The sequence below is a fragment of the Bacillus sp. PK3-037 genome (genome assembly GCF_054161355.1).
Window position 1 is genome coordinate 1,087,510 of sequence record NZ_CP096408.1, and the last position, 20,005, is coordinate 1,107,514.

Genomic DNA, 20,005 nt, shown 5'->3' on the forward strand with positions numbered 1-20,005 from the left:
AAGGCGGATATTAATGAGGAAGGACGTTACCGATGTTAGTAGCAGAACGGCAGAAAAAAATAGTCGAACTAGTGAATAAGCGTTTAAGCATCCGCGTATCCGAATTGAGTGACCTATTTTCTGTCACAGAAGAAACGATTCGGCGGGACCTTGAGAAGCTTGAGAAAGAGCATAAGCTGAGCCGCAGCCACGGAGGTGCGGTCAGCATTCAGCAGCAGGAGTCGGAAATTCATTTTTCTGAACGTGAAATTACAAATGTAATAGAGAAAAAAGCCATTGCTCATGAAGCGGCCAAATATGTAAAAAGCGGTGACCGAATCATTCTCGATGCAAGCACCACCGCATGGTACATGGCGAAAATACTCCCTGATATTGAGCTCACCGTCATTACAAACTCAATGAAGGCAGCCATTGAACTGAGCAAAAAACAAAAGATATCAGTTATTTCAACCGGCGGTATCTTGCTGACAAAATCATTATCATTTGCGGGACCGTTAGCTGAACGTTCACTAGAAACCTATCATGTAAATAAAACCTTTCTGTCCTGCCAAGGGTTTGATATGGAACATGGAATGAGCGACTCAAATGAGTGGCAGGCACTGCTTAAAATACGGATGATTGAAAGATCTGATCAGACCATTTTGATGGCCGATTCAAGCAAATGGGGGAACCGCGAGTTTTCACATATCGCCTCTTTGCAGGATGTCAGCTGCATCATTACCGATTCCAGACTTGATCCGATATCAGTAAAAGCCCTTGAAGAAAAGAATGTGAAAGTGACAGCCGTCCCCGTTCCTAAAGAAAGGGTGAAAGGATGATATATGCTGCTGTTGATATAGGGGCATCAAGCGGGAGAGTCATCATAGGCGAACTCCAGAAAGGAAAACTTGCAGTACAAGAGATTCACCGATTCGCAAACGGCTTCAGGCAAAGAGACGGACATGGCTATTGGGATATTGATCATTTGCTAGAGCAAATCCTGCAAGGGCTGCAAAAGGTGAAAGCCCTTGGCTATGACTGCTGCACCGTCGGCATTGATACATGGGCCGTTGATTACGTCTTGCTGGATGAGAAAGGCAGCCGCTTACGAGAAGTCATATCATACCGGGATAAAAGAACAGAGAACACAATGGAGAAGCTTGCGCAAACGATATCAAAAGAAACAATCTATCAAAAAACAGGCATTCAGTTTCTGCCTTTTAACACAATCTATCAATTATATGAAGAAGATCAGGAGCTGCTGAGAAAAACAGAGCAGATTTTAATGGTGCCGGATTATTTAGGCTATTGCTTAACCGGCAAAGCAGCAGCGGAAATCACAAATGCGTCCACGACACAGCTCTTAAACGCCTTAACCGGAAAGTTTGATCACGAATTGCTCGAAGCCGTGTCTGTAAAGGAACAGCAATTTCCGCCGCTGATTGAACCGGGACAGGAACTCGGCAAGCTAAGAAATGATTGGTTTCCTGGCTATGATCTGCCGGATTGCAGGGTGATTACCGTCGCAACGCATGATACTGCTTCAGCTGTCCTCGCCGCACCAGGCCTAAACAATGATTGGGCGTATATCAGCAGCGGAACATGGTCGCTAATCGGAATGGAGAACGAAACGCCGATTATAAATAAACTCGCATTGAAAAACAATTATACAAATGAACGCGGCGCAAACAACACCATTCGTTTCCTGAAAAACATCATTGGCATGTGGATGATACAAGAAGTCCGGAAACAATTACGAAAAGATTATGGTTTCCATCAACTGGCAGAAGAAGCTGGAAAAACAAAACCATTTCAGCAGTTTATCAACTTAAATGATGATCGTTTTCTGAATCCGAACGACATGATAAAGGAAATACAACATTATTGCAGAGAAACCTTCCAACAGATTCCTCACACCGCAGGCGAACTTGCCTGCTGTATCTACAGCAATTTAGCCATCATCTATGCGATAGCCATCTCAGAACTAGAAACCATTACAGGGAAAAACATTCAACAGCTTCATATTATCGGAGGAGGCGCCCAAAACGACTTCTTAAATCAATTAACCGCTGATATGAGCGGAAAAACGGTATACGCCGGACCTGCTGAGGCGACAGCCATCGGAAATCTGCTGATGCAAATGATTGCTGCCAAAGAAATAAAGGACGTAAACCAGGCCCGCAAGACCGTTAGAAACTCCTTTCCCATTAAAGTGTTTATGCCTAAAGATACTGACAGAAGCGCCATCATTCAGTCCTATCATCAAACTATTTTGAAAGCGCTATCTAAATGAAGAGAGGTGATCAGCTTGAAAAGAAAAGCGAGTATCATGTTCGTCCATAAAGATAAATTCAAGGAATACAAACAGCGGCATGATGACATTTGGCCAGAAATGGCAGAAGCGCTTAAAGCCCATGGGGCGCATCACTATTCTATTTTTCTAGACGAAGAGACAGGTCGGTTATTTGCTTATTTAGAGATAGAGGATGAGGAAAAGTGGAAGAAGATGGCGGACACAGAGGTGTGCCGCAGATGGTGGAAATCAATGGCGCCATTAATGAAAACAAACGCCGATGACAGTCCCGTTTCAATCGATCTGAAGGAAGTCTTTTATTTCGAATAAAAGGGAGAGAGCCGTATGACGATAAAAGCGAATTATGACAGCGCAAAACAAGAATATGAAAAATGGGGAATTGATGTTGAAGCTGTGTTCCGGCAATTGCAGCAAGTTCCGATCTCAATCCACTGCTGGCAGGGTGATGACATTGAAGGGTTTGAAGTGAATAAGGGCGAGCTTTCCGGCGGAATTGACGTTACAGGCAATTATCCCGGAAAAGCGCAAACCCCGGAAGAATTAAGAAGAGATCTGGAGAAAGCTCTGTCTCTCATTCCGGGAAAGCATCGGGTCAACCTGCACGCTATATACGCAGAAACAAACGGAGAAGTTGTAGAACGTGATCAGCTGAAGCCGCATCACTTTGAAAATTGGGTGAAGTGGGCGAAGGGTCTTGGTATCGGATTAGATTTCAATCCGACACTGTTTTCACATGAGAAAGCGGATGACGGGCTTACACTCGCACACCCTGATCCATCCATCCGGGAGTTTTGGATTCATCACTGCATCGCGTGCCGCCGCATCGGAGCGTATTTCGGCAAAGAATTAGGCACGCCTTGCTTGACGAATATTTGGATTCCGGACGGCTATAAGGATATTCCGAGTGACAGGCTGACGCCGCGCAAAAGATTAAAAGAATCATTGGATCGGATATTCCGCGAGGAAATCAGTGAAGATTACAATGTTGATTCGGTCGAGAGCAAGCTGTTCGGACTTGGATCAGAATCATATGTCGTCGGGTCTCATGAGTTTTATTTAGCCTATGCTTTAACGAACCATAAGTTATGCTTGCTCGATACGGGACATTTCCACCCGACAGAAACGGTATCAAACAAGATCTCGGCGATGCTGCTTTACACAGACAAACTTGCCTTGCACGTATCCCGGCCCGTTCGCTGGGACAGTGACCATGTCGTGATGTTAGACGATGAATTGAGAGAAATCGCCCTTGAGATCGTCCGTAATCAGGCATTAGAGAAAGTCGCCATCGGTCTGGATTTTTTCGATGCCAGCATTAACCGTGTCGCCGCTTGGACTATCGGAACGAGAAATATGATGAAAGCTTTAATGTACGCTTTGCTTCTTCCGAATGACCATTTAAAACAATTGCAGGATGAGGGGCGCTTTACAGAAAGGCTGGCGCTGATGGAGGAATTTAAAACTTATCCTTTCGGTGCCATCTGGGATTATTACTGTGAGCAAATGGGAGTGCCGGTAAAAGAGGCTTGGCTTGATGATATCAAAGAATATGAACAAAACGTGCTTTTCAAAAGGCAGGCATCCTCACCGATCGTTTAAAAAAATCCGCCCGTGTGCAACATGCCGCGGGCGGATTTTTTTTAGGCTTGATCAGCAGGGTACACAATACCCATCTGTTTTCTTGCTTCCTCCATGATGTTAGCAGTGATCAAGGAGCGTTCATATGTATTTTCTTCAGATTCCTGTTTCTTCTCTTTCACGAGTGAAACAAATTCAGCCGCTTCGTAATACATTGCCGGTTTAGGATCAGAGAGCGAAATGTTTTCCAGGCGGCCGTCACGATAGCGGATTTCCACTCGTTCAGGACGATGGATCGTATCCAATACTATTGTCCCGTCTTCTCCTTGGATTTCAGCAGGCGCGTAGGAAGTTGAGATTTTAGAATGCATCAGTACGGCCTCAAACCCGTCATATGAGAGAATGACGGTACCTTCTCCATCAACACCGGAAGATAAAGTGTATCCGTTCGCTTTCACGGCTTTCGGCTCTCCAAACAGCACAACGGCAGGGTAAATACAATAGATGCCGATATCCATCAATGAGCCGTTAGACAGCTCAGGCTGAAACGCGTTCAAAACAGTTCCGTTTCTAAACGCATCATACCTTGAAGAGTACTGACAGTAGCTTGCGATAAATCTGCGGATTGTGCCGATTTTGTGGAAGTGTTTTTTCAGCTCTTTAAAATTAGGCAGGAATGTGGTCTTCATTGCTTCCATGAGGACAACACCATTCGCTCTGGCGGCTGAAATCATCTCTTCTGTTTCTCTGGTATTTGAAGCAAGCGGTTTCTCGCATAGCACATGTTTGCCATGTTTCATAAAGAGGATCGCCTGCTCCTTGTGAAGAGCATTCGGGCTGGCGAGATATACAGCATCAAAGCTATCGCTTGCCGCCATTTCCTGAAGGTCGGAGAAGGTATGTGGAGCCCCATGCCGAGCGGCAAACTCAGCGGCGCGTTCAGGTGTTCTTGAATAAACGGCTGTGAGCCGGAAATCTTCAATTTCTGAAGCTGCTTCTAGAAAACGGTCTGTAATCCAGTTGGTTCCTACTATTGCAAATCGTATCACGCATATCGCTCCTTTTGTATGATATAGCTAAATTATAGCTTAAAAAGAAGAAAAGCACATGATAGATCAAATCACATTTTTTAGATAAGGAAGTTTTTCCAGCAATTAGCGGTTTTTATTTTTCATTATAGGTACGATAGTGTACAATTTACTTAAACTATGTATGACGGAGGAACGATAGTGGAGACGTTGCAAACATGGAGCGGCAGATTCAAGCGATTCTTCTTGGACAACAAGTTTGTTTTATTCCTGCTTGTTCTGCTGCTGATTGGTTTAAATATTCTTGTATTTACAAAAACATCATTTATTTTCACCCCGATCATTGTTCTGCTCAAAACGATATCGCTTCCGATTATTTTAACAGGCATTGTTTTTTATCTGTTAAACCCTGTCGTTGATTTCCTTGAGAGAAGAAGAATCAGAAGAATCTATTCCATTTTGCTGTTATATCTGTTGATTATCGGGCTGATCACGATCACAATCGTGTCGATTATCCCCTTTTTAAAAGAGCAAATTATGAGTTTGATTGACAACATCCCGAGATATGTTGATGTTGTTGAGAATCAAACAAAAGAACTGATCGGCAGTAACTTTGTCAATCAGGCGCAGCAAACGATGAACATTAATATATCTGATCTCGCGACAAAGGTGTCAGATCAGGCAGCGACGATTGTAAACAGCACCTTTACCGGCGTTGGGAATTTTATCGGCGCCTTAACTGAGATTATCATTTCGATCGTGACAGTTCCATTTATTCTTTTCTATCTGTTAAAGGACGGAAAGAAATTGCCGATCTACATACTGAAGTTTGTGCCGACACAATTAAAAGAGCAGACATACACAGTTTTAAGCGAAATGAATCATCGGCTAAGTTCTTATATCAGAGGACAGATCATTGTCAGCTTCTGCATTGGATTTTTGCTGTTTATCGGCTATTTGATCATCGGACTGGATTACGCTTCGCTACTTGCCGTTATTGCGGCTTGTACAAGCATTGTGCCGTATTTAGGTCCGACAATCGCCATTACGCCTGCGATCATTATCGCTATTGTGACATCGCCTCTGATGCTGCTCAAGCTTGTGATCGTCTGGACAATTGTTCAGCTTATTGAAGGGAAACTGATCTCCCCGCAAATTATGGGGAAAAACCTTCATATTCACCCAATCACCATTATTTTTCTGCTGTTAACCGCCGGTAAGCTGTTTGGTGTTATCGGAATTATTCTTGCGATTCCGGGCTATGCTGTTGCCAAAGTCATTACGACACATTTATTTGACTGGTTTAAAATGCAGTCGCATCTATACGATGAAGAAAAAAATGAAAATGCAAAGAGTCATAAAGCATAAATTTCATTTATAGTTATATAAGACGGGCTTTCCATTTATGGAAGGCTCCCGTTATGTAAAAAATAAATGTCTAATGGGGAGAATTAAAATCATGACTCTATGGGAATTGTTTGTAGCTGCTATTTTAGGAATCGTAGAAGGATTAACAGAGTACGCACCGGTTTCTTCGACAGGACATATGATTATAGTAGACGATATCTGGCTTAAATCAGGCAGTCTCATGTCTGAAGAAGCTGCCAACTCATTTAAAGTTGTCATTCAGCTTGGCTCTATTTTAGCGGTTGCGATCGTGTTTAAAGACAGGATTTTGAACTTGCTTGGCTTGAAAAAAAATATCACGAGTGACCAAGAGCATGGTCACAAATTAAGCATTGCTCAAATCGCAGTAGGGCTTGTGCCTGCCGCGGTTCTCGGCTTTTTGTTTGAGGATTATATTGATGAATATTTATTTTCAGTCCGCACCGTGGCCATTGGCTTAATTGCTGGGGCAGTTTTAATGCTTGCAGCCGATTGGATTAATAAACGGAAAGAAACGACAGACACCCTAGACCGTATTTCATATAAGCAGGCGATCGGCGTCGGTTTATTCCAATGTCTTGCCCTTTGGCCGGGTTTCTCACGGTCCGGTTCAACGATTTCCGGGGGCGTTATTCTCGGGTTGAATCACCGTGCGGCAGCTGATTTCACATTCATTATGGCAATGCCGATTATGATGGGAGCCAGCACCTTAAGCCTAGTGAAACACTGGGACAGCTTAAGCTCCGATTTAATGCCGTTTTTTATCGTCGGCTTTATCTGTGCCTTTGTTGTTGCACTGTTTGTGGTCCGTTTCTTCCTAAGACTGATTAACAAAATCAAACTTGTTCCGTTTGCAATCTACCGAATCATTCTCGGCGTGATTTTACTTTTGTTTATGATGTAAATCGAAAAATAAGGCTCCGGAAAGGGCCTTATTTTTTTCTGTCAATTAGAAAGGAACAGCTTGTTTTTCAAAAAAAAATCATCTATAATAAACCTGACGTTACACACGGGGCCATAGCTCAGCTGGGAGAGCGCTACGCTGGCAGCGTAGAGGTCAGGGGTTCGAGCCCCCTTGGCTCCATACCTGTAAACCCTTATTCTATAAGGGTTTTTTTGTTTTTAATGGAAAGGATTCATTCGCTGAACCCTTCTGTTGATCTGAAATCATATGTCTTCAGAAGCATTTCATAAACCAATGATAAAGTCAGATACTCCTTCGTTTGAAAAATGACAAATTTTAATCAAGTAAAGTAGTTCAGGCTGTAAATCATGAATTTTCCAATACACCACCTTGTTCTTCAAAGACCGTCATGTCTTCCATAGGGGGTGAGTAAACATGAAGAGACACCATTCGTTCGGAAGTCGGATTGGACATTTTGTGAATTAAACCTTTGGTTGAAATAAGACATTCTCCTTTGTGGACAAAATATGAATGGGAGAGTTCTGCATGATCGCCGGTTGAGCGATAAATAGAATTGAGAAGTTTTCCTTCTAACACCATTGCACAACCAATGGATTGACCATGATCGTGGACTGCTGTCTCCTTGTTTGGGGGAATGTTAATCACGATCATTTCTAATTCATTGTTTCTATAGATGGCATTTCGGCCGTAAGCGTACTGGTCTGGTTCCTTTATATATGGTTGACTCAATTTTGCCGCATTTGGAATTTGTTTTAAGGAAGTTGCCAAATCTTTAACCGATGGATTTTTCAAGCTGCTAAAGATTTCTTCGATACACTCATACAGTTCCATTCGTTTTTCCCTCCCGGATCATTTGAAATCGCCTGACATTGGTATTTCGCAAGATTAGTTCATGATATTTACCCATAGACAATTTAGAGGCGGCAATCGCCTAGTGAACACAAAAAATGTGCGGTCAACATGTTGTTCTTATCACCAACTTATACAGGTTGTTTAGTTGGAATTTTGATGAAAACAGTGAATTGAAAGGTGCCGTCATTACCCAAGCCAAGACCGATAGGATTCCTTTTAAAACGGCTTGCTTTGAATTGCTTGAGGGAGCAGGCAGGGACTTCATAAGTCACGATATCGGGGAAAAGCCGTTCAGGTTTTTGATTTGTGCTTGAAATTTGCGCCATTGACAAAACACAATCGGTTTGGAATAATGTTTGAGTATATGCTCATTTTTTCACATATTATCATAAAATAATATCATTTCCATGATGGGGAGAGAATCCGAATAAAAGCTAATGGCATGCAAAATCTATTAGCTTCTTTTGTTTTCAAAAAATGATGTGTTTCGTATGTATTCATATAGGAAGGAATGACAACATGAAGACAAAACACTATTGGGTGATTTCTTTGCTCGCTGTTTTAGCGGTCGGGCCGGGATTGATGTCTAACACGGCATTGTCGTCAGTTCAAGGCCTTGTTCAGAAGACGGTTGGAACAAGTGACTTCACATCAGTAAATCCAATATTGATCGGCAATATGACCTTCGCTTTATTCGTTCCGGCAGGACCGCTTCTAAGGAAAAAATTCGGTGCCCGTCCGATCTATCTGGCTTCATTACCCGTTTTTATACTTGGCTCACTGCTCTTCGCATTTTCAAGCGATATTGCCTGGATGGCGGCAGGACGCTTTTTACAGGGAGCAGCTACAGGTGTTATGCTGATGATTATGATTCCGATGCTTGTTCTGTCATTTCCGATTGACCGGCGGAATTACGCACTACTGGTGCTTATCGGCGGGTTCTATGGCTCTGTTATGATCGGTTCGATTTTAGGAACAATCGCGTTGAGCTACGGCCACTGGAGATGGCTGTTTTTTACTTTTGGCACACTGTCTTTGATCGGCGTCGCGTTGAGTTATTTCTTTCTCTATGATGAGCATCATGGGGGATCAGAAAAGGAACAGTCATCACTCGACAGAGCAGGGATCATTTTATCTGTATGCGTGGCCGCAGCCTCAGCGTTTACATTCATTTTTCTGCAAAAATGGGGCTTTTCATCAGGTTATGTACGGGTTGGTTTTGGGGTTGCTTTATGTTTGCTCCTCATTCTGTTATTTGTAGAATATAAGGTGAAAAACCCTTTCATCTCTATTAAACAGATGCTGCTGCCTAAACCTGTGCTCGGTTTATTTATCATAGCGGCAGGAACGATTACGGTAGCTGTCAGTCTGGCAGCTTTTCAAGGCTTGCTTCGTCAAATGTATGATATATCCCGAGATCATCTCATTCTTTTAAACATGACTCTATTGATCGGAGTGGCCATCGCAGCTATTGCGAGTGCCCTGTTATATGATAAAGTCGGACCAGGGGTGCTGGGGATTATAGGTTCTCTCATTCTCGTTTTTGTGAATTGTCAATGGCTTCATATGCAGTATCAATCGTCTCTCTATGTGTTTGCGGCGCTGTTCATCATGCTGGCAGCAGGAACCGGCCTGACGGTCGCAGCAGGACTAATGGGAGCCGCTATGGGCGGCCCGCTTCCTGATCTGGTCAAAAGAATGACAGCTGTTCAGTTTTTAAGATTGTTTGTCTATATGGGTGTGCCTATCCTGATCGGCTATTTCACGAAAAAGGATGCTGCCAGACAAAACGGATCGATGCAGGATTCTATGATGACTGCCTATCATGATCTGTTTTTGATTTCTTTTATCCTGAGCGTGCTGCTCGTTTGTTTATCGTTTTGTATGAACGCCACCGGAATGGGGCACAAGCTGGCTCATAAGCCTCATGAGAAAGGAAAACCCGCTCCGGAAAAACCGGCTGTTACCGCACATGGACTGACAAAGGCTGCCGTAAAATCTCATAAAGTCATACATGATCAAGAATATCGTGATGCGCTCAGGCATTTTAAACAGCACAGTTTTACAAAAATAGATACATGATCACTGCCTTTCCCTTGATGGGAGAGGTTTTTTGTTTGTTCTCTCTCAAACTTTATCCCTAAAGAATTGAAAAATATTAGAAGTACAAGTAAAATTCTTAAAGGTAGATTCTTTTACACTCGTAATCTTTTAAATCGAAGGAAGGTTTTCATGGCCCGTAAAAAACTGAAAAAACGTAGACTCTTCATCTCTCTATTTTTCGTTGTATCGATTCCGCTAGCCTTGTTTGTTTTAGCGACAACTCTTTCAAAGCCAATTGAAACATCCAAAGAACCTGAAGAAATTGATGAACAGCAAGTATTTATTGACAGCCTTTCCGGACATGCTCAAATTTTATATGAAAAATATCATGTCCTCCCCAGCATAACGATAGCTCAGGCCATACTCGAATCCGACTGGGGAAACAGCGAGCTTGCCTCTAAAGCCAACAACCTGTTTGGCGTAAAAGGAAATTATAAAGGACATCACGTCACCATGGATACAGATGAAGTTGAAAAAGGGGAAAGAAAAACGATTCGCGCGAAATTCCGCAAATACAGCACGTTTTTTGAATCAATGGATGATCACGCCAAATTATTTGTCCAAGGCACATCGTGGAATAAAAAGAAGTATAAGCCGGTGCTTGAAGCTGAGGATTATAAAGAAGCAGCAGGCGCTCTTCAAACATCAGGCTATGCCACAGACCCGGACTATGCTGACAAAATCAGCGCCATTGTGGAAAAGTACGATCTAGATGAATACGATGAGGTGAATCCATCGCTGAAATCTGTGGATTTAAAAGGCTCCATCAAAGACAGCGCCGTTCAAGATGTATGGTCTAAGCCTTCTACTGATGATCAATCCATTAAGCTGACCTCTGCGCAATCTTATGTTGGCAAGGATATAAAGGTTGTATCTAAAAAACAGAAAGGCCAGTCCGTATGGTACCAATTCCAAGTCAATAATAAACTCGTCGGCTGGATTGATGACTCAGCTGTTGAAATAAAGGAAGCAACCTGAGCCGTTTTTCCTGGTATTTTTATTTTTTGTTCCATTCCGGGGAATTTGAGGTATAATATTCCACGTGAGTTATCACTTAATAACTATGCTTCAGGAGGGAACAAAGGTGCAGAAATATAGACGGAGAAACACGGTTGCTTTTACTGTATTAGCTTATTTCACTTTTTTTGCGGGAGTATTTTTGTTTTGTATCGGACTCTATAACGCTGATAATCTCGAACTCAATGAAAAAGGCTACTACATTGCAGTGATGATCCTTGTAGCGGTCGGCGCGATCCTTACACAAAAAGTGACGCGTGATAACGCAGAAGATAATGATATCATCGCGGAGCAGGAAAAAAGACAAAGTCAATCTCATATTGAATCATAAAAAATCCGGCATGTAATATGCCGGATTTTTTTACATCACCCAGTAAACACCTCGCCGTCAGGGTAACGAATATTTGATTTTTCTGTTTTTGCAAATGAAAAAACAAACGTTAACGGACCGATTCTTCCGATGAACATAATCGCGATAATGATACATTTCCCCGCTGTTGTCAGCTCGGGAGTCAGCCCCATTGTCAGTCCGACCGTTCCAAAAGCGGAAAAAGTTTCAAAAACAACCTGTATAAACGGCGCTTGTTCTGTAATGGTCAAGGCGAAAATCCCTATAAAGACGATGAACAAACTGATAACACTGACTGCTAAGGCCTTAATAATGATCGGATATTTTATGGTCCGGCGGAAAATAACAGTTTCTTTATGCCCTCTTAAATAAGCGATGACAGACATCAAAATCACAAGAAAAGTAGTCAGCTTAATACCGCTCGCCGTTGAAGCGCTGCCCGCTCCGATAAACATCAGCAGCAGGACAAATACAATGGTGCCTTCTCTCATGCTGCCAAAATCCACAGAGTTGAAGCCCGCGGTTCTCGGCGTCACTGCCTGAAAATACGAAGCCCACAGTTTGTCTGGCAAATGCAAGGAACCAAGCGTGCCGGGGTTGCTGTACTCTAAAATAAAGATAATCAGCGTGGCAGCAATATTCAAAAAGAACGTTCCCGCAAGCATCAGTTTCGTATGTAATGAAAAGGCTTTGAAACGCCGATTTTTCAGGATGTCAAAAAGCACCGTAAACCCGATGCCCCCTGTGATAAATAAGAAAGTAATGACAAGGTTGACTGCAGGATCACCAACGTAGCTCATTATATTATCCGGCCATAAAGAAAAACCGGCATTGTTAAAAGCCGATATTGCATGAAACACACTGGCAAACAATCCGGATGCCCAGCCATACTGTGGCACAAGCCGGATGGATAAGATCAGGGCGGCGATCAATTCGATACTGATTGAAAATAGAAACAGGACTTTGACAAGACCTATCACGCCGCCAATTGTCGGCTGGTTTAAGGCTTCCCGGACCAGCATTCGTTCTTTCAATCCGATTTTTTTTCCTAAAATCATGACGATCAGAACAGCAAATGTCATAAAGCCAAGCCCGCCGACTTGAATCAGACCCATGATGACAGTTTGCCCGAACACCGTAAATTCTGTCCCAGTGTCAACAACTGCAAGCCCGGTAACAGTTGTGGCAGAAGCCGCTGTAAAAAGGGCATCTATCCATGACAACGGCTTCGTAGCAGAAATCGGGAGCTTTAACAAAAGAGAGCCAATAATAATAGTAAGAAAAAAACCAATCGCAAGCACTTGCGGGGGAGAAAAACGAACCCACTTGATTACAGTTTCCTTATGAAGTCTCACCTTTGTCTACATCCCTTCGTTTTCAAAGCGTTTAATATCCTTTTTGTGACCCATCATCACCAGGCAGTCTTGTTCGTAAATCACCTCTTCCGGTGCAGGAGAAAGGCGAACATCTCCATTATGTTTAATTGCCAGGATGGTACATCCGTACTTCGCTCTAACATTCAGATCATGAATGGATTTGGAATTCAGTTTTCGAGTTGCCAGCAGCTCAACAATACTGTAATCATCAGATAAGTCGATATAATTCAAGACATTTTCATCAGAAAGACTTTGTGCGATTTTGACGCCCATATCCTTTTCCGGATGAATAATGCGGTCGGCGCCGATTTTTTCCAGCACCTTATGGTGATAATAATTTTGGGCTTTCACCCAAATATTTGGAATGTGAAGCTCTTTTAATAGCAAAGTGGTCAGTGTGCTCGCTTGAATATTCGCACCTATAGCCACGACGACATATTCAAAATTACGAATTCCCAGTGAAAGCAATTCGTTTTCTTCAGTGGCATTGGCAATGACCGCATGGGTTGCGTAGGAAGCGGAGGCATTGACCTTTTCTTCGTTAATATCAATAGCAAGAACCTCATGGCCCATTCTGTGCAGCTCTTTGCAAATGCTTCCGCCGAATCGTCCAAGCCCGATTACTGCAAATTGTTTGTTTTTTATTCTTCCCAATGTTCAAGACTCCCTTAATAAAATTAGCGTTTTGAAGTAAAAAAGACCATTACAAAGAATGGTCAAAATAGACCTCCTCTCTGTATACGCCTACGAGGTTAGCTGTCGGATTAGGGATTCAGAGTACCCCTTCTTACTAAGTAAGATTCACCCCAAGACCGTTTTGTGAAACAGCCAATCATTGGTTTCCCCGTTCGTGTTTGATTAAGCGGTAAAAGAGACAATATGAAATTGAACACTCAAGAATTTACTCCTGTTTCTAGTGTTTGTCAATTTAAATTTAATACAAGTGAAAAGGTAACTGGAAATAGAGGGAAAAGGGAGAGGAAAAGGAGTCAAAATACGTAAAAAAGACCGGCGTTAAGCCGGCCCTCTGTGATTATTTACAGTCGCATGGCTGAGTCGGAGGTGTGCTGCGCTTAGCCACTTCGATGCTGGCTTCCGCGTAAAATTTATTTCCGATGCTCAGTGATTTGTTCTCTGCACGGAAAGTATATGTACCAGCGGCAGGAAGCGTTTTGTTATTCAGTTTTAACTTGAATTCACCAGCGCCTAATAAATCAAGTGCCAAAGGAACTCTTACTGTTTTCCCGTTATTGAGGATCTGTGTTGTACGCAAGGCATTTCCGTTCAATGTGTCTTTCGTGTTTGCAGTAAATCCGCTTGGCAATGTAAACTCCATAACGCCAAGGCTGAGAAGCGTATTTGGACGGTAAGTCAATTCGATATCTGAGAAAGACCATTCCGTTTTGCTGGCGCCAGTGATTGTTGCGAACAATGACGCTGTAGACTGTGTTCTCATAGTAGATTCAGTATGAGCTTTAGTTGATGTAGATTCAGCCGCGAAAGAAGCTGTTGGTGCAGAAATGAGTAACCCGAGACTTAATGCACTAATTGCCAAAGAAGATAATAATTTGCGTTTCATAATAAAAATTCCCCCTAATAAGTGATAAAGATTAAAGGCCTGCCTCTGCTTTCCACCTCCTCTTAAAGGCCAAATACAAATTTTACCTACATAAAATTATCATCAAATAAAATGGAAGTAAATGGGGTGTTTTTCCCGTATTTTTCAAATTTGCAGTAAATTTAGCGGAAAAACAAAAAAACGTCCGGTTTTCCAGACGTTTTTCGATTATTTGGTTTCAATTGGTATAAATTTAAAGATCTCTCCGCTCTGCACCGATTCAGCGAGACGTTTCAGCCAATCGTAGTAGGCTTTAGAACTTTCCAGCTGTTCGTATAAACGCTGCGCTTCATTCTTCATTTCCTCATTGAGTTCTTCCTTATGCAAGACCTCTTGTAAATCAGCCTGAGCCTCCTCAATTGCTGATACATTCACCTGAACTTCCCGTTCCCATTTTGGCGGAAAGAAATTTGTGAAAAATTTAAAGAAATCTTTTTCGGCTACAAATGTGTGCTTGCGGATGCCTCGGTGAAATGTCTTCTTCACGACATTTAAATCCTGAAGCTTTTTGACACCTGTGCTCATGCTGGGCTTGCTCATTTGCAGCTCCTCCCGCATTTCGTCAAGCGTCATCTCGTCCCGCATGTACATCGTTCCATATAATATCCCGACACTTCGGGTAATTCCGTAAAGATCCATTGTTTCAGCAATGGAGTCAATAACAAGATCCCGTGCCTGTTCTATAGCTGCAAATTCTGGATTTTCATCCATACTGACCCTCTTTTCCTTTAGAAAATTAAATTTGTTAAGTCATTTCTTTATGTTCTTTATCTTAACGAAACCTAGAGAAAAGTCAAAACGAAAAATCACAATTAGGGCTTTGACAGTTTAAAAACCATATGTTAGATTAAGGTTGTTAAAAACATTAAATTTTTATTTAACAAACTTTATTTTCGTCAAGGAGGACTTAGATGAGTCAAACACTATACATTGACGGTGAATGGATCAGTGCCGAAAAAGGGCAGGTCCGCAGTATTATTAATCCATTTAATCAAGAAGAAATTGCAACAGTTAGCGAGGGCGGGCGTGAGGATGCCGTTAAAGCAATCGCCGCTGCACGAAGAGCTTTTGACGCAGGAGAGTGGCCTTCTCGTTCAGGGCTTGAACGCGGAAAGATAGTTCTGAAAATTGCGGAATTAATCAGACGCGATCTAGACGAGCTGGCTGAGCTCGAATCCCTTGATACAGGTAAAACGCTTGAGGAAAGCAAAGCCGATATGGACGATATCGCCAATGTTTTTCAGTATTATGCTGGTCTGGCAGATAAAGATGGAGGAGAGATCATCTCATCTCCAATCCCTGATTCGGAAAGCAAAATCATCAGGGAGCCAATTGGCGTATGCGGACAAATCACGCCGTGGAATTATCCGCTTCTGCAAGCAAGCTGGAAAATCGCCCCGGCTTTAGCGGCAGGCAATACAATTGTCATGAAGCCGAGTGAGATCACACCGCTGACGACAATCAAAGTCTTTAAGCTGATGGAGGAAGCCGGGGTTCCAAAAGGTGTCGCAAACCTTGTGTTGGGACCGGGCGCCACAGTGGGTGACGAGCTTGCTGTAAACAAAGACGTTGACTTAATTTCGTTTACAGGCGGAATTGAAACAGGCAAAAAAATCATGCGGGCGGCAAGCGGCAACGTTAAAAAAATTGCGCTTGAGCTTGGTGGGAAAAATCCAAATATCGTATTCAAAGACGCAGACCTGGAAGTCGCGGTTGATCAGGCGCTAAACGCCGTATTTTTCCACGCCGGCCAAGTATGCTCCGCCGGGTCCCGATTGCTTGTAGAAGAAGATATCCATGACCGATTTTTAGCAGAGCTTGTCAAACGGGCGAAACGCATTAAACTCGGAAACGGTTTTCACGAAGAGACAGAAAGCGGTCCGCTTATCTCCGCGGAGCATAGAGCAAAGGTTGAAAAATATGTAGAGATCGGACTGGAAGAAGGTGCAAAACTGGAGACTGGCGGCAAACGTCCGGAAGATCCAGCACTTCAAAACGGTTTTTTCTATGAACCTACCATTTTCTCAAACTGTACATCTGGCATGAGAATTGTTCAGGAAGAAGTATTTGGGCCAGTATTAACAGTCGAAACATTCAGTTCTGAAGAAGAAGTAATCTCACTGGCGAATGATACGATTTACGGATTGGCAGGAGCTGTATGGTCGAAAGATATTGAAAAGTGCGAACGTGTAGCAGCCCGTTTGAGAATGGGAACAGTTTGGATTAACGATTTCCATCCGTACTTTGCGCAGGCGCCATGGGGCGGCTATAAGCAATCCGGATTCGGACGGGAACTTGGAAAAATAGGGCTTGAAGAGTATACAGAAGTCAAACATGTCTATCGCAACACAAAACCGGCAGCGGTTAATTGGTTCAATTCATAAGAGGGGGAGATTGATTATGACATTAAATATGAAAGTAGAAAGCATGCACAAATTTCACACATTTGAAATTCCGACTGTGATTAAGCACGGAATTGGCGCCATCAACCATGTAGGAAAAGAAGTAGCTGGACTGGGTGTTTCAAAAGCATTGCTTGTTACAGACCCTGGAATTTATAAAGCCGGCGTCGCAGATCCTGTCATCGAGTCATTAAAAGGGGCAGGCATTGAAGTGGTGCTCTTTAATAAAGTTGAGCCAAACCCTCCTGTACGGCTTGTAAATGAAGGTTCTGAGCTTTACAAAAAAGAGAACTGCAACGGCTTGGTGGCAGTCGGAGGCGGAAGCTCCATGGATACAGCGAAGGCCATCGGGGTAGAAGCGACTCACGAGGGAAGCGTACTTGATTATGAAGCAGCCGAAGGAAAGAAACCGCTGGAGAACCGCATTCCTCCGCTTACGACAATTCCTACAACGGCTGGAACAGGCTCAGAGGTAACGCAATGGGCGGTTATTACAGATGAAGAAAGAGAATTCAAATTTAACACAGGCGGTCCGCTGATTGCCGCGCATTTGACTGTGATTGACCCAGAGCTTCACGTCTCAATGCCGCCGCACGTAACAGCAATGACGGGGATTGATGCTCTCGCTCACGCCATTGAGTGCTACACAATGAAATTTGCGCAGCCGATTACAGACGCAGTGGCGTTGATGGCGATTGAATATGCCGCTCACTACATTAAGAGAGCATTTGCTGACGGAGAAGATCTCGAAGCCAGATACGGAATGGCGCAGGCTGCTATGCTTGCCGGTCTTTCTTACGGCAGTGAATCAGCGGGTGCTGCTCACGCCATGAGCCAAACACTCGGCGGTATCATCCCGGTCGCTCACGGCCAATGTGTGGCGGCAATGATGGGCCCTGTTATGGAATACAACTGGAAGGGATATCCGGAGAAATTTGCCCGTATCGCAAAAGCGTTCGGCATTGATACAAGCAATATGACAACAGAAGAAGCTGCAAAAGCATCTGTCAACTGGATGTACGATCTTGTGAAAGAGTTAGAAGTACCGACTTTAGAAGAACAAGGGGTATCGCCTGACATGATCGAGCGCTTGTCAAAAGAAGCGATGAAAGATCCGCAAACCTTCGGTAATCCTAGAGATTTAAATGAGAAAGCATATAACTGGATCTACAAGCGCTGCTTTAATCTTACGCCAAAAACTGTATAATGCATGATCCCGCTCCTTTACAGAGCGGGATTTTTTTGGATAATTGAACATAAGTGACAATCCTAGAGATGAAGGACGGTGCAAGCTTATGTGGAAACGCATGACCGCAAAAACGGAAGGGTTATATGTTGCAGATACAGAAAGCTTTGTAACAAAACAAATGGACAAGCTCGATTTTGATTATGGCGGCATTCCCGGCGACTTACATTTCGGCCTGACAAAAAAAGCTGGGGCCCGAGAGCCAATGTTTTCAAGAGGAACAGAAGTTTTTAACCGCAGACAAATTTCAATTGTTTCAACAGAAGAATGTGACGAAATTGCTTTGAAAATGGGAGTCCCGAGTATTTTTCCCGAATGGCTCGGTGCAAATGTTGCAATCAGCGGTATACCTGATTTCACAACATTAAAAGAAGGAAGCCGGCTTATATTTCCGAGCGGCGCCGCGTTACTGTGTGAGGGAGAAAATGATCCGTGTATCCAGCCGGGTGAAGTCATACAGTCTTATTATCCGGACAAGCCAAAGCTTGCACCGGCTTTTGTCCGCCATGCGTTGGGGATAAGGGGCATTGTATGTATTGTCGAGAGACCCGGTGCCGTGTATGCGGGTGACGAAATAATCGTTCATTCATACCAGCGAAACATCAAACAAAAAGCAGAAAGAGTCTGAATAAATCAGACTCTTTCTATTTTCTCTTTAATTTCTTTAATCTGGCTGAGGTGGCGTTTTTCATGATGGCCGATAAAATCGATCCATTGTCTGACGGTCAGCTCTTGAAACACGGGATGCGGCAATACTCTCTCAAAATCTTCTTCTTTAAGAGAGGCAATAACAGCTGTCAGCTGCTCCCTTACAACATCAAGCTCCCGTTTCATTTGGCTGCCTGAAATAAAATCATGATCCGGTTCAAGATGGGCCGGCGCTTTTCGTTTATTGCTTCTATCCTGTGCGGCCGTAAGCGGTTTTTCCTCAATCTCCTTAACAGGCGCTTCCTTTACTCGTTCTTTCAGCATGTTTTGGGCGGTCATATCAATTTTCTTCAAATGATCAAGAACTTCCCGTATACTCCATTCATCAGAAGAAGGCTTCTGATTCAGCTTTTCATCGGAAAGTCCTTTTACTTCATTCCATGTTTCTAATCTGGCTTCATTAAAGATACTCATCATATCTCCTCCTGAAAAAACATTACCATATATAAGAGCATTTATCATTTATAAAGTACTTCGCGGGGAGCAAGCATTTATCGAAAAATTTTGAAACCTTTTCCTCTGTATCTCGTATAAAAGGTAACGACGGCCGTCGGTTAAAGTAGCAGCTTAGAAAGGATGAGAAAATTGGAGTTATACGGTATTCCTGTCCAAACGATTTACCTTTACACCCTTATCATAGCCGGAAGCCTCACGCTGCTATTTTTATTTTTCGGAGATGTGTTTGAAGGGCTGTCCGAAGCTATTCCGTTTTTACACCCGACATTGGTGCTCTCATTTTTCACATTTTTCTCCGCATCTGGATATATAGGCGAAACAGTTTTCCCCCTCTCCAGCCTGATTATTGCTCTATCATCCTGTCTTCTTTCGGTGCTGCTGGTGATATTGCTCCATTTATTTGTGCTTGTCCCTTTATCTTCGGCAGAAGAATCATTGACTTATCGGGAAGATGATCTTAGAGGAAGACTCGGAAAAGTCATAACCGCTGTTCCGGTTGATGGATTTGGAGAAGTACTGATTGAAGGGATAGGCGGTACGATTTCAAAATCAGCGATCAGCTTTGAAAATGAACAGATCAGTTACGGAACAGTCGTCTTAGTTGTGGATGTCAAAAACGGAGTTCTTTCAGTCACTCCGCATGAATCTTTATAAAACAAGGAGGAATG

The 20,005-nt window shown here is 43.1% G+C and carries 21 protein-coding genes, 1 tRNA gene and 1 riboswitch; of the genes, 14 read left to right on the plus strand and 8 right to left on the minus strand.

The genetic code is table 11. From position 1 onward, the window contains the following. The first annotated feature begins 32 nt into the window (after positions 1-32). From M1D69_RS05550 to rhaA, 4 genes are read left to right on the plus strand one after another with little or no spacing between them, the layout of a single operon-like run. Positions 33-818, plus strand: a complete 786-nt coding sequence (locus M1D69_RS05550) for a DeoR/GlpR family DNA-binding transcription regulator (protein ID WP_458104325.1) — start codon at positions 33-35, stop codon at positions 816-818. Then, positions 815-2,272: a rhamnulokinase gene (gene rhaB, locus M1D69_RS05555; protein ID WP_458104324.1), complete on the plus strand. Its 1,458-nt coding sequence runs from the start codon at positions 815-817 to the stop codon at positions 2,270-2,272. Before M1D69_RS05550 ends, rhaB begins: the two co-directional genes overlap by 4 nt. A gap of 15 nt (positions 2,273-2,287) precedes the next feature. Continuing rightward, positions 2,288-2,602, plus strand: a complete 315-nt coding sequence (rhaM, locus tag M1D69_RS05560; RefSeq protein WP_059292671.1) for an L-rhamnose mutarotase — start codon at positions 2,288-2,290, stop codon at positions 2,600-2,602. Between the two features lie 15 nt (positions 2,603-2,617). Next, positions 2,618-3,892 (plus strand): L-rhamnose isomerase, encoded by a 1,275-nt coding sequence (rhaA, locus tag M1D69_RS05565; RefSeq protein ID WP_095713953.1) that lies wholly within the window; start codon positions 2,618-2,620, stop codon positions 3,890-3,892. A gap of 41 nt (positions 3,893-3,933) precedes the next feature. On the opposite strand, the gene M1D69_RS05570 is transcribed toward rhaA, so the two are convergent. Continuing rightward, a complete protein-coding gene (locus M1D69_RS05570; RefSeq protein ID WP_458104323.1) occupies positions 3,934-4,920 on the minus strand; it encodes a Gfo/Idh/MocA family protein in 987 nt (328 codons plus the stop codon). 180 nt (positions 4,921-5,100) lie between these two features. Between M1D69_RS05570 and M1D69_RS05575 the strand changes: the two genes are divergently transcribed. From M1D69_RS05575 to M1D69_RS05585, 3 genes are all read left to right on the plus strand, one after another. Continuing rightward, positions 5,101-6,267, plus strand: a complete 1,167-nt coding sequence (locus tag M1D69_RS05575; protein WP_024122625.1) for an AI-2E family transporter — start codon at positions 5,101-5,103, stop codon at positions 6,265-6,267. A gap of 91 nt (positions 6,268-6,358) precedes the next feature. After that, positions 6,359-7,189, plus strand: a complete 831-nt coding sequence (locus tag M1D69_RS05580) for an undecaprenyl-diphosphate phosphatase (RefSeq protein ID WP_010331630.1) — start codon at positions 6,359-6,361, stop codon at positions 7,187-7,189. Positions 7,190-7,296: 107 nt separating this feature from the next. Next, positions 7,297-7,369, plus strand: a tRNA-Ala gene (locus M1D69_RS05585). Between the two features lie 186 nt (positions 7,370-7,555). Here M1D69_RS05585 and M1D69_RS05590 read toward each other — a convergent pair. Both M1D69_RS05590 and M1D69_RS05595 read right to left on the minus strand, forming a co-directional pair. Then, positions 7,556-8,041 carry a cysteine dioxygenase gene (locus M1D69_RS05590; RefSeq protein WP_458104322.1) on the minus strand — a complete coding sequence of 162 codons (486 nt, stop codon included), beginning with the start codon at positions 8,039-8,041 and terminating at the stop codon, positions 7,556-7,558. A 149-nt stretch (positions 8,042-8,190) separates the two neighbouring features. Next, a complete protein-coding gene (locus tag M1D69_RS05595; RefSeq protein ID WP_458104321.1) occupies positions 8,191-8,388 on the minus strand; it encodes a hypothetical protein in 198 nt (65 codons plus the stop codon). 193 nt (positions 8,389-8,581) lie between these two features. Here M1D69_RS05595 and M1D69_RS05600 point away from each other — a divergent pair, with 193 nt between their 5' ends. The 3 genes from M1D69_RS05600 (at position 8,582) to M1D69_RS05610 (ending at position 11,513) form a co-directional block, all read left to right on the plus strand. Continuing rightward, entirely contained in the window at positions 8,582-10,144 is a 1,563-nt protein-coding gene (locus tag M1D69_RS05600) for an MFS transporter (protein ID WP_458104320.1), read from the plus strand. A gap of 150 nt (positions 10,145-10,294) precedes the next feature. Further along, positions 10,295-11,143 carry a glucosaminidase domain-containing protein gene (locus M1D69_RS05605; RefSeq protein WP_458104319.1) on the plus strand — a complete coding sequence of 283 codons (849 nt, stop codon included), beginning with the start codon at positions 10,295-10,297 and terminating at the stop codon, positions 11,141-11,143. Between the two features lie 106 nt (positions 11,144-11,249). Beyond that, on the plus strand, positions 11,250-11,513 hold the full coding sequence (locus tag M1D69_RS05610) for a YiaA/YiaB family inner membrane protein (RefSeq protein WP_024122620.1): 264 nt from the start codon (positions 11,250-11,252) through the stop codon (positions 11,511-11,513). A 35-nt stretch (positions 11,514-11,548) separates the two neighbouring features. On the opposite strand, the gene M1D69_RS05615 is transcribed toward M1D69_RS05610, so the two are convergent. From M1D69_RS05615 to cudC, 4 genes are all read right to left on the minus strand, one after another. Further along, positions 11,549-12,886 (minus strand): TrkH family potassium uptake protein, encoded by a 1,338-nt coding sequence (locus M1D69_RS05615; protein WP_458104318.1) that lies wholly within the window; start codon positions 12,884-12,886, stop codon positions 11,549-11,551. Positions 12,887-12,892: 6 nt separating this feature from the next. Next, positions 12,893-13,561, minus strand: coding sequence for a potassium channel family protein (locus tag M1D69_RS05620; RefSeq protein WP_458104317.1), 669 nt, complete (start codon positions 13,559-13,561; stop codon positions 12,893-12,895). A gap of 71 nt (positions 13,562-13,632) precedes the next feature. After that, positions 13,633-13,782: riboswitch (cyclic di-AMP (ydaO/yuaA leader) on the minus strand. A 158-nt stretch (positions 13,783-13,940) separates the two neighbouring features. After that, on the minus strand, positions 13,941-14,486 hold the full coding sequence (gene bslA, locus M1D69_RS05625) for a biofilm surface layer hydrophobin BslA (protein WP_458104316.1): 546 nt from the start codon (positions 14,484-14,486) through the stop codon (positions 13,941-13,943). A 207-nt stretch (positions 14,487-14,693) separates the two neighbouring features. Continuing rightward, entirely contained in the window at positions 14,694-15,236 is a 543-nt protein-coding gene (gene cudC / locus M1D69_RS05630; RefSeq protein WP_059334714.1) for a choline uptake/conversion transcriptional regulator CudC, read from the minus strand. Between the two features lie 200 nt (positions 15,237-15,436). Between cudC and betB the strand changes: the two genes are divergently transcribed. The 3 genes from betB to M1D69_RS05645 all read left to right on the plus strand — a co-directional run bounded on the left by betB (position 15,437) and on the right by M1D69_RS05645 (position 18,801). Next, on the plus strand, positions 15,437-16,909 hold the full coding sequence (betB, locus tag M1D69_RS05635) for a betaine-aldehyde dehydrogenase (RefSeq protein ID WP_458104315.1): 1,473 nt from the start codon (positions 15,437-15,439) through the stop codon (positions 16,907-16,909). 16 nt (positions 16,910-16,925) lie between these two features. Beyond that, the gene (gene gbsB / locus M1D69_RS05640) at positions 16,926-18,134 is read left to right on the plus strand and encodes a choline dehydrogenase (protein ID WP_024122615.1); all 1,209 of its coding nucleotides are present in this window, start codon (positions 16,926-16,928) and stop codon (positions 18,132-18,134) included. Between the two features lie 88 nt (positions 18,135-18,222). Continuing rightward, on the plus strand, positions 18,223-18,801 hold the full coding sequence (locus tag M1D69_RS05645; protein ID WP_458104314.1) for an MOSC domain-containing protein: 579 nt from the start codon (positions 18,223-18,225) through the stop codon (positions 18,799-18,801). Positions 18,802-18,806: 5 nt separating this feature from the next. Here M1D69_RS05645 and M1D69_RS05650 read toward each other — a convergent pair whose 3' ends face one another. Further along, positions 18,807-19,295, minus strand: coding sequence for a DinB family protein (locus tag M1D69_RS05650; protein WP_044158879.1), 489 nt, complete (start codon positions 19,293-19,295; stop codon positions 18,807-18,809). Between the two features lie 171 nt (positions 19,296-19,466). Between M1D69_RS05650 and M1D69_RS05655 the strand changes: the two genes are divergently transcribed. After that, positions 19,467-19,991, plus strand: a complete 525-nt coding sequence (locus tag M1D69_RS05655; protein WP_458104313.1) for a hypothetical protein — start codon at positions 19,467-19,469, stop codon at positions 19,989-19,991. Positions 19,992-20,005: the final 14 nt, after the last annotated feature.